Annotated in this window: 9 protein-coding genes and 1 riboswitch; of the genes, 1 reads left to right on the forward strand and 8 read right to left on the reverse strand. The window is 41.6% G+C overall.

The genetic code is table 11. From position 1 onward, the window contains the following. Positions 1-8: 8 nt before the first annotated feature. Positions 9-120: riboswitch (SAM riboswitch) on the reverse strand. Positions 121-262: 142 nt separating this feature from the next. After that, positions 263-736 carry a GNAT family N-acetyltransferase gene (locus tag AC1DVB_RS07425; RefSeq protein ID WP_477588770.1) on the reverse strand — a complete coding sequence of 158 codons (474 nt, stop codon included), beginning with the start codon at positions 734-736 and terminating at the stop codon, positions 263-265. A gap of 67 nt (positions 737-803) precedes the next feature. Next, positions 804-1,172 carry a nuclear transport factor 2 family protein gene (locus AC1DVB_RS07430; protein WP_477588772.1) on the reverse strand — a complete coding sequence of 123 codons (369 nt, stop codon included), beginning with the start codon at positions 1,170-1,172 and terminating at the stop codon, positions 804-806. A gap of 398 nt (positions 1,173-1,570) precedes the next feature. Here AC1DVB_RS07430 and tnpB point away from each other — a divergent pair, with 398 nt between their 5' ends. Beyond that, positions 1,571-2,776: an IS200/IS605 family element RNA-guided endonuclease TnpB gene (gene tnpB, locus AC1DVB_RS07435; protein ID WP_377435584.1), complete on the forward strand. Its 1,206-nt coding sequence runs from the start codon at positions 1,571-1,573 to the stop codon at positions 2,774-2,776. Between the two features lie 249 nt (positions 2,777-3,025). Here the strand turns inward: tnpB and AC1DVB_RS07440 are convergent, their stop codons facing one another. From AC1DVB_RS07440 to AC1DVB_RS07465, 6 genes are all read right to left on the reverse strand, one after another. Continuing rightward, the gene (locus AC1DVB_RS07440; RefSeq protein ID WP_477588775.1) at positions 3,026-4,336 is read right to left on the reverse strand and encodes an amidohydrolase family protein; all 1,311 of its coding nucleotides are present in this window, start codon (positions 4,334-4,336) and stop codon (positions 3,026-3,028) included. A 176-nt stretch (positions 4,337-4,512) separates the two neighbouring features. Beyond that, entirely contained in the window at positions 4,513-5,490 is a 978-nt protein-coding gene (locus AC1DVB_RS07445; RefSeq protein WP_063575206.1) for a zinc-dependent alcohol dehydrogenase family protein, read from the reverse strand. A gap of 157 nt (positions 5,491-5,647) precedes the next feature. Then, a complete protein-coding gene (locus AC1DVB_RS07450) occupies positions 5,648-6,436 on the reverse strand; it encodes an ABC transporter ATP-binding protein (protein ID WP_477588777.1) in 789 nt (262 codons plus the stop codon). A gap of 15 nt (positions 6,437-6,451) precedes the next feature. Beyond that, a complete protein-coding gene (locus tag AC1DVB_RS07455) occupies positions 6,452-7,465 on the reverse strand; it encodes a FecCD family ABC transporter permease (RefSeq protein ID WP_477588779.1) in 1,014 nt (337 codons plus the stop codon). Beyond that, positions 7,462-8,466, reverse strand: a complete 1,005-nt coding sequence (locus tag AC1DVB_RS07460; RefSeq protein ID WP_477588781.1) for a FecCD family ABC transporter permease — start codon at positions 8,464-8,466, stop codon at positions 7,462-7,464. The genes AC1DVB_RS07455 and AC1DVB_RS07460 overlap by 4 nt, the downstream gene beginning before the upstream one ends. 85 nt (positions 8,467-8,551) lie before the next feature. Next, positions 8,552-9,520 carry an ABC transporter substrate-binding protein gene (locus AC1DVB_RS07465; RefSeq protein WP_477588783.1) on the reverse strand — a complete coding sequence of 323 codons (969 nt, stop codon included), beginning with the start codon at positions 9,518-9,520 and terminating at the stop codon, positions 8,552-8,554. Positions 9,521-10,315 lie beyond the last annotated feature (795 nt).

Below are 10,315 nucleotides of genomic sequence, written 5' to 3' on the forward strand. Positions count from 1 at the left end.
AAAGCTCCTTCTTATCTTTCAAACTTTCGTCCGTTGGAATTAGCACAGTATTTTTACAAAAGTAAAAACCCGCTGCCGAGGTATCATAGGGCCAAGTCCCTCCACATCTCTTGATAAGAATTAACGTTATATTTAATTATGTCCTTCACTATATATTCTAATTTCGCTAAAGTCAACCATATTTTTCATCGCGATAAATAGTTTCATAGTATAGTGAATCGATACTTTTTTTATTATATCAATATATTTTATATTTCTACTTTTATAATGATTTGCTCATTCTCCATACAGGGTATTTTTCATTTTCTTCCCTTATCTTCACCATGCCTGAATTCGTATATAAAGAAATCGCCCTTTGATTATCCGGAGAAACCCTTAAGTGATATTCGGATACATTAAATTGCCTGAAAAAGTTTTCTGCGTAGCGGACCAATTCCTTGCCAAGGCCTTTACTGCGGTATTCGGGAATAAGATAAAATAGATTCACATAGCCAATTTCAGTTCCTTCGTACTCCCGAATTTGAAGTTCCATTTGTCCAATCGGTTCTTGGTCCTTTTCAATGATCACCTGTCCATCCGGAAATTTGCGGACCCTTTCTTCCATTCGTTGCAGATAGGCATGTTCATATCCAAAACCCGCATCAGTTCCAAAACTTACAATAAAGGAATCTTTCCGGAATTTAATGATAGTATCTTTATCTTTGTCCGTATCAATGGTACGAAAGATCAACTTCATCCATCCTTATCATTTTAGTGAAATAGTTTTCAAGCAGGGAAAACTTTCTTTTTCATAAATAAAAGTCTTAAAAGGGCCCTTTTGTTTTTGTGCCTTGATGAAAAAACATCTGCCATCTTCCATTCGCACATTTCCAGATTGAACTTCTTAAGGTATGTTCCAGCTTATCTTCATCAAAAATCCGGTATGTAATTAACACGGTATCATCAGACAATGGATGCATCTCAAATTGACTTAGGGTCATGTTCACTGCTCCGGCTCCCTCTTGCCCAATAAAATCGCTTTTTGACCATATGTTACCCGAACTGCCGAACTCAAAGAAATCATCTTTCAATAATGATGAAAGCTCCTCTGGAGATGTACGAACTTCAGAGTTTAACAATTTCTCCTCCAGCTCATACAAATGCTCTTTTAACAACGAAGATTCCCTGTCCATTCATCTTGTCCTCCTTTTTCAACCATTGGTGAAACATGATCCATGCGGTTAAAGATTTTTTATCCAGCTGCTTGCTGATTAGCAGTTGGCTCATATTTGCGGTAAGCGGCATTTTTTTCATATTTTCGTTTTTAACCGTTTTTGCCATCCCTATTTTCTTATTAATATTTTTAACTTGCTTACTTTGTTTATATATTTCAAAGAAACTGGACTCACGACGGATTTCTAAGTGCTAAGAACAATTTTATCATTTCCCGCCAGAAGACTCCCTCTTCAAGCGTGTGAAGGGCGAGAGCCCAGCGGTAAGGGGGAGATGAATGGCGGTTGGCCTAAACCAAAGTATCCTTTTGACAAACGTACGTTCTCTGGTTGATAATAACAATAAGGGGGTGAAACCAATGGTCGTAAACAAAGCTTATAAATTTCGAATCTATCCAACGAAAGAACAATTAGTTCTCATCAATAAAACATTTGGCTGCTCTCGTTTTGTCTATAACTTCTTTTTAGGCAAACAAAATGAGAAAGATGCTTACTGGTATATCTGTGAAGAAATGAAGCAGAACGGCCAATTACCTTTTAATAAATGGAAAGGATCTTTTGTGAATAAATACGCAACAATCAAAGAACTTCCAGCTTTAAAGAAAGAATATTCTTTCCTGAAAGAAGTAGACAGTATTGCCTTACAGAAATCGGTGGAAAATTTAGCAGATTCCTATAGCCGATATTATAAAAAGCAAAACAAGTCTCCACGCTTCAAATCAAAAAAGAATCCGGTCCAGTCCTACACGACTAAACATACGAATGGAAATATCGGAATGATTGGAAACCAAATCAAATTGCCCAAACTCGGTTTAGTTCGTTTTGCTAAAAGCCGCGAAGTCGAAGGGCGAATCATCAATGCCACAATCAGGCGGAACCCTTCAGGTAAATACTTCATTTCCGTTTTAGCCGAAACCGATGTACAAGTACATCCTAAAACGAATCGTTCGTGCGGTGTAGATGTTGGTTTGAAGAACTTTGCAATTCTTTCAGATGGTACGGTCTATCAAAACCCAAAATTCTTCCGGACGGTCGAAAAAAAATTGGCCAAAGCACAACGGATTCTTTCAAGGCGACAAGAAATAGCTTTGAATCGAAATAACCCATTGTCTGAAGCTAAAAACTATCAAAAACAAAAACGAAAAGTGGCCATCCTACACGAAAAAATTTCAAATGCCCGAATGGATTACTTACATAAAGTCTCTACCGAAATCATCAAAAACCACGATGTTATTGGAATGGAAGACTTGCAAGTGTCCAATATGATGAAAGATCACAAACTAGCTAAAGCGATTAGTGAAGTATCTTGGTACCAATTCAAAAAAATGTTGGAATACAAAGCAAGATGGTATGGTAAACAAATCGTGACCGTATCAAAAACGTTTGCTTCTAGCCAATTGTGTTCTAGCTGCGGGTACCAAAATAAAGACGTTAAACATCTGAAACTTCGTGAATGGGATTGTCCTTCTTGTTTTACTCACCACGATCGAGATATTAACGCAGGACTTAATCTAATGAACGAAGCCATAAGGCTTCTAACCGTCGGAACGACGGGGTTAGCCTAATTAAAAATTGGCCTATAGGCTAATGTTCTTAGGAATCCCCCACTTCAATCAGACCATAAGGTCGATTAGTGGCGGGTAGTTCAATCCACAATACTAGCGGTAATTCCTTTTTGACTGCCATCCGATGCGAACTATTCCTTACTAAAACATAATAATAAGTTCCTCAAAATGAATCATCGAGTCCATAAAAAAAAGGAGCTGCAATAACAGCTCCTTTCTTCTGTGCATCCGGTTGTTTTCCCATCAGTGTTATCGTGATAGGGTTCCTTGCAGACGATTGGTTTCGGCGATTACTTTTTCTTCATCGATCGTTAAGCAGCGGCCATCTTTCACTACCACTTTTCCATCAATGTATACATCACATACGTCATTTCCGCGTGCTGCATAGAGAAGGTGCGAATAGGCTTCTCTCAGTGGCTGCAGGTGTTCTTTGTTATATGGGTAAATGGTGATGAAATCTGCTTTTTTACCAGCTTCCAGTGATCCTGTGTGACCCATGCCTATCGCTTCGGCGCCCATTCTTGTGGCCATGGCGAGTGCTGTTTGGGCAGGGAATTTTGTGGCATCCTTATACATTCCTTTTTGCAGTAATGCGGCTGTCCTCATTTCTTCGAACATATCGAAGTTGTTATTGGAGGCAACGCCATCTGTTGCCACTCCCACTTTAATGCCTGCATCAAGAAGGCTGACGACATCGGCTATCCCAGATCCGAGCTTCAGGTTACTGATTGGATTATGGGCAACGCGAACATCATGCTGTTTTAGGATCGCCCGCTCTTCATCATTAAGGACCACACCATGTGCCATGACGGTGGGCTGATCGAACAGGCCTAGACGGCGAAGGTGCTCGACAGGACGTGATCCGTAACGTTTTTCGATGTCGAGGATTTCAAAGTCCGTTTCCGATACGTGGATGTGCACCATCAAATCATTCTCTTTTGCAATTCGTGCACTTTCCATGATCGCTTCAGGCGTGCAGGCATATGGGCTATGTGGTGCGACCATGGTAGTCAGGCGGCCATCGGCAAATGCTTTATAGTTTTTTGAAAACTGCTCAGCCCCCATGAGGTTCGCTTTTTGGTCTTTTTCGGTACCCAAGCTGAAAATCGTATAGGAAAAGGCTCCGCGCATTCCTGTTTCGCCTATCGTCTCCATGACGGCACCGGCATCTATTCCATTAGGATTGAACATATCCGAAAATGTCGTGGTTCCTGATTTCATCATTTCCATAATGCCAAGCTGTGAACTTACAGTGGCGATTTCCGTTGTAAACTGGCTTTCGATCGGCCATATTTTCGTTTCAAGCCATGGCTTCAGCAGCATATCGTCCCCGATACCGCGTAAAAGGGTCATTACTATATGCGAATGGGCATTCACAAGGCCTGGCATGATCCATTTCCCGCCAAGGTTGACCACATGATCTGCATCTGCCAATTGCTGTTCATCATGCTGGCCAATGTAGGATATGGTATGATCTTGTACAATCATCATGCCGTTTTCAATGATTTGGTTTTCCTTGTCCATCGTAAAAAATGTAGCATTCACATATATTGTTTTCATAAGTATTTCCTCCAAAGTCGTATCAGTATCAACATGTCCTATTCCGCATTCTAAACTAGCACCTTACAGGTAATCAAGTAATTCCATATTATCAGGGGCCATTTCACTTTACCTTAGGAACCTATTGGAAGAGCAGCAAGATGAATGCTTCAATTAAGTGGTTATCCATTGTGAAATCAGCTGCTTAAAAATATCTTCCCTTTATTGCTCGTGACAATAATCGCTTCCTTAACATCTTTAAGGCTGTAGTGGGAAACGGGCATCATGAACTTCAACTTTTCATCAGCAATGAACCCCATCAAAAGGTTAAATGTTTCCTGCCAAGTTCGAACGGAAGCCTGCTGATTCCAATGCCGAAGATGAAACATTTTAACATCCACTTTTGTCCTTCGTGAAATTTCCGCCCAATTCACTGACTGTCCTGATAAAAGGCCAATCGTTAATAAGATGCCATTAGGCCGTACACAAAAAGCTAGTTCTGAACCATCGATGCCGCCCACTGAATCTATGGCCGCTTTCGCACCGCGCCCATTCGTCATTTCCATCACTGTATCATGCAATGATGATCGGGATGTATCGATCACATATGACGCACCAAGTTCAAGCAGTTCTTCCGTATACTTATCGTTTCTCGTTACAGCAATCAGCTTAAATCCAAGAATCTTGGATAACTGGGCGAGTATACGGCCAATGGAAGATCCGCAAGCATTTACGAGTAATACATCATCCGGTTTCAAAGTTAATACTTCTGTACAGATTAGCCATGCGGTTACCGGATTTATATATAATTGCGCTGCTATGTGGTCTTCAATCGAATCCGGAATGACGATGGCCAGCTCCGCTGATGTTTTAACATAATCCTGCCAGGTTCCTTCACCGCGCAAGGGCAGTACACGCTTGCCTATCAGCTCTTTCGAAACTGCTGGACCCACCTCTTCAACAATGCCGACCCCTTCATAACCAGGTATGGAAGGCAAGGGGATTCGGTGGGAATAGGCACCGCGAATGGGCAGCAAGTCAGACGGATTAATGGGACGTGTGATCATCCGGACGAGGGCTTCCCCCTCGAGAGGTTTTTGAATACATTTATTTTCAACCTTTAAAACCGTTTGCGGATCCCCAAACTCATAGAATTTAATACATTTGGCTTCCAAAATAATAGTCTCCTTTAATATATAAGTCTTTCCATTTTAACATTTAACCTCTTGATCTGAAATATCTTGGCAACTCCTCACCAACATTCGTAAATAAGAAAAAAAGCCAACAATGAATATGTTGACTTAATTATTTCGGTACGACGGCGCTAGTTTTCTAATCCTGAGATAAACCTATGGGAATGCATAGAGGCGTTTGATCAACAGGGTTTTCAATAATACAGCATTCCAGTCTGAAAACGTCCTTGATCATCTCTTTTGTGAATACCGTTTCAGGCGGTCCCTCTTTATAGATTTTTCCCTGCTTGATGCTAATCAGATGATCGGCATACTGTGCCGCTTGATTCAAATCATGCAGAACCATGACAATCGTGCGTCCATACGTTTCGTTTAAATCGCGCAGTAATTCCAATATTTCAATTTGGTGCGCTAAATCCAGATAGGTTGTCGGTTCATCTAACAGTAAAAGGTCGGTTTCTTGTACCAAGGCCATCGAAATCCATGCTCTTTGCCTTTGTCCTCCAGATAATGCATCCAATGTCCGATCAGCGAACTCCGTCATTTTTGTTGCTGATAAGGCACGTTCGACAATCCTATGATCTTCTGGGGTTTGTCTGGAAAATAAGCCTTTGTGCGGATGCCTGCCATAATAGCATAGTTCTTTAACGGTTAAATCTTCCGGAGCTTCCGGAGCTTGGGGTAAGATGGCCAATTTCTTGGCCACTTCTTTGGAAGATTGCTGATGAATGGACTTTCCATCTAAATAGATCGTGCCTTGCTGCGGCATCAATAATCTAGCTAGGGACCGCAGAATCGTAGATTTGCCACAACCATTGGAACCAATGATTATACTGATCTTACCTTCAGGAATTTCCAAATCGATATTATCAATGATTTGAGTTGCCCCATAAGAGAGCGAAAGATGCTCTGCTGATAATGTTGTCATGATATTCAGCCTTCCTTATGTTATTTTTCTTTCACGGCGCAATAGATATAAAAAATATGGTACACCAATCACCGCAGTGATAATTCCGGCAGGGATTTCTATTGGAGGGAATAATCCTCTTCCCAGGCTATCGGCAACAAGTAGAAAGATAGAACCAAAAAGAGCTGAAGCGGGAAGTAAAACCTTGAATTTTGACCCCACCACTCTCCTTGCAATATGGGGGGCGATCAAACCAATGAACCCGATTGAACCAACCGCAGCTACACAGACTCCGATCAATATGACTGAAACGCTTAACAATATATAACGCAGTAATTTTGACCTTTCACCGAGACCTGTGGCCATATCGTCTCCAAGGCTCAGTACATCCATTTTTGAAGTTAATGCAATCAATACCGGTACAAGCATAAGACATGGTAGCAAAATGAATACTTGATCCCATCCTCTTCCCCATAGACTGCCAGTCAACCACAGCAGTGTCGTGTTTACATCATCCGGGAACTTGACCATGAAATACTCTATGCCAGCTTGACATATGGCCCCTAAAGCGATTCCGACCAAAGCTATCGTATTTGGTTGAGCTCCTTTTTTATAAACAAATATCATCAAAATGGCAGCCATGACCGCCGCTCCGATAAATGCTGAAAGAGGCAGTATGATAATGGGCGATTGCGGAAATAAAACAATGACGATAACTGCTGCCAATCCGGCCCCTTTTGTTACCCCAATCACATCTGGAGAAGCCAGCGGATTTCGAAGGACCCCTTGCAGAATGGCTCCGGCCGTTGCCAATCCGGCCCCCACTATCACGGCAATCAGAATGCGCGGTATGCGATAGTTGTGCAGAATGAATGTCTGACTTTGCATGCCATTTCCAAGGAAATTTTGGAGAATTTCTAAAGGTGAAATATAAATGGCCCCTAAGCCCAGGCTCACCATTGCTAAAATCAGCACGGTAACCGAGAGCAACAGGATAATGGAATAAGGGGGCAAAGTTGATTTCAACCCAAATGTCCGTTTTAGTTTCATTGCTTAATATTCCTCCCTCTCTTCGCTAAATAAAGGAAGAATGGCGCACCGATCATAGCGGTTACGATGCCTACCGGCGACTCAAAAGGATAAGCGATGAAACGTGCGAGAATATCTGCGTACACTAAGAGTAAAGCGCCGAATAATGCAGAAAAAGGGATGATCCTTCGATAATCCCCGCCCACCAGCCTCCTGACGATATGAGGAATGATCAATCCCACAAATCCCACTGGGCCTGCGACGGCAACCGAAGATCCTGCCAAAATGATCACCAATATTCCTGCTAAAATACGGATTCGGTACACCCGCTGCCCAAGTCCCTGCGCCATATTTTCTCCTAAGACAAGGATGGAAACAGATCGAGAGAACATGGCAGCAACAAGCAGCCCGAAGATAGACCAAGGAAGGATCATGTTCACGTGCGCCCATGTTTTCCCATTAATTGACCCGACTAACCAATAGAGCACATCTTTCGCTTGTTCATTAAAGATGATCATGCCTTGCGTTAAAGAAGATAAAAAAAAGTGAACAGCCATTCCAGCCAATGCCAGCTTCACTTGGGTCATTCCTCCTCCCGAAGCAAAAGAATAGACTGCCATCCCTCCCATTGCTGCACCAATGAATGCAACGCAAACTAGAGACACGGAAGAAAGGTTAGGAAAGAAAACAAAAGCTGACACAATAAAAAATGAGGCACCGGCATTAACACCAAACACTTGTGGAGAAGCTAATGAATTCCGGGTAATAGCCTGCATGAGAGCACCCGCTACCGCTAAATTGGCACCGACCAATGCTCCAACTAAAGCTCGTGGCAATCGAAGAGTCCTTATAATAGTCTGTTCCTTGGACGAGTCGGCCTCAAAAAAGGACTTCAAAACCATTGATGCATCAATATCGGACGCTCCCACAGAAATACTCGTCAGGATGCCTAAAATTAACAAAACGATCCCAGCTATAGCCGTACATAATACTTTCAGTTTTCTTCTACCTACAGTTTCCATTTTCTATACAACACACTTCCTGACAAAATTTAAACCTAATGGAAAGCGAAGTAAGAATGGGATCTCTTACTTCGCTTTTGTTCGTCTATTCTTCTCCAAGCATGTTTAAAGTGTCTTTAGCAATGGCCTCTGCGGATACAACACCGCGGTATCTCGTCCATAAGTCTCGATCAACACTATACACTTGTCCGTTTTTTACAGCTTTCAAGTCTTTCCAAAGTGGATTGTCTTTCCACTCATCAGTAAGTAACTTTCCCTCATTGTTCGCTAAAAGCAACACATCCGGATCGATCTCGACAAGCTGCTCAAGGTTCATCTCGGCATGTGGCTGTTTCTGCTGAATGGCATTTTTCAATCCCATGCGCTCAAGCAATTCTCCATCATAAGAAGATGAAGTATGGGCTTGGAATGAAGTATCTCGTACAACTGCTGGTAAAACAGTCATATTTGAATCAACAGTAAGCTTTGATTTAAGTTCCTTAATCGTTTTTTCATGCTCACTCAATCTTTTTTCTGCAGCATCTTCCTTATTCACTGCCTTTGCAATCGTTTTAAAAGAATCCAGGTTTTCTTGATAGGTAGATTCCCGGCTTTTTAAGACAATGGTAGGAGCAATCTTCTGCAAATCTTTATAAATCCCTTTATGCCGCTCAGCATCTGCAATGATYAAATCCGGCTGTAAAGAACTGATCACCTCTAAATTAGGCTGCTCACGTGTCCCTACAGAAGTATATTCCATTTCTTGACCTACAAGTTTTGTAATCATATCTTTTTTGTTGTCATCTGAAATCCCGATAGGTTTTATCCCTAGGGCATTTAAAGAATCAACGAAAGATAACTCAAGCGTAACGATTTTTTTAGGAGTATTTTTCATTTCCGTTTCTCCCATTTCATGCTTAATCGTCCTTATTTCTTGATTACTTGTTTTGGCAGAAGTCTTCTCTGCTTCTGTTGTTTTTTGAGAATTATTACATCCTGATAACATCACCATAATAGCAAGTAACAGGATAAATGCTCCTCCCCCAAACGTTCTTACTTTTCTAAATTCCCTCATATTTTGCACCCTTTCCGTCATCTATACCTATTTAACTTCTTACCCAACGAATACTTCATAATTGAAAATGATTATCATTATCCTGCTGTTATGATAAAGTCATAGATTGATACCGTCAATATTAATGAAATTTTGTGAATAAAAATCATTATGGCCATTAAGACAATCTGCATGCATTTTATTGATAACGTGAAGTTGAACTTTAAAAAAAGTAAAAAAAGAGCAACCCCGTTAAGGTCTGCTCTTTCCTGTTTCGGAAATTATTTTCTATTAATCAGCATCTCTTCAAGAGGAAATTCTTCTTTGGAAGCTTCTTTTTTTGAGCGTTTTATGGAGGTTTTGATAAGAATGGTTGAAGCAATTGATAATGCCCCCATGATCAGGTAACCTGTGGATCTTGAAAACACTTCAATCAAGATGCCAATTAGGACTGGACCTAAAAACGTTCGGCGTTGATTTCAGAAACCCGYTCCCTTTCCGCCGGCTGTCTGCCAAGCCGCMTCAAAGCAAGCGYCTGTGGGGTCTCGGCTAGCCAGTTATTCGGCAGGAGTGTCGCAAATTTCTTCAATCCTTTGAGGGTTCCATAAAACAGTCAAAAACCCATTAGGGATAATCTAGTTTTGTTTTAAAATCATGGTTCGGGATGATACCAGACTTAAAAAACAATCCAGTTGATTGGAACGGAAGGTACGAGWCTCCTGCGGGAATACGCGTCCAAGGGAGACCCCACAGGCGCAAGTGCGCCGAGGAGGCTCCCGGACCGCCCGCGGAAAGCGAGTGCCTGAAGTGGAAATC

It is taken from the genome of Peribacillus sp. P4_D6, from assembly GCF_056401795.1.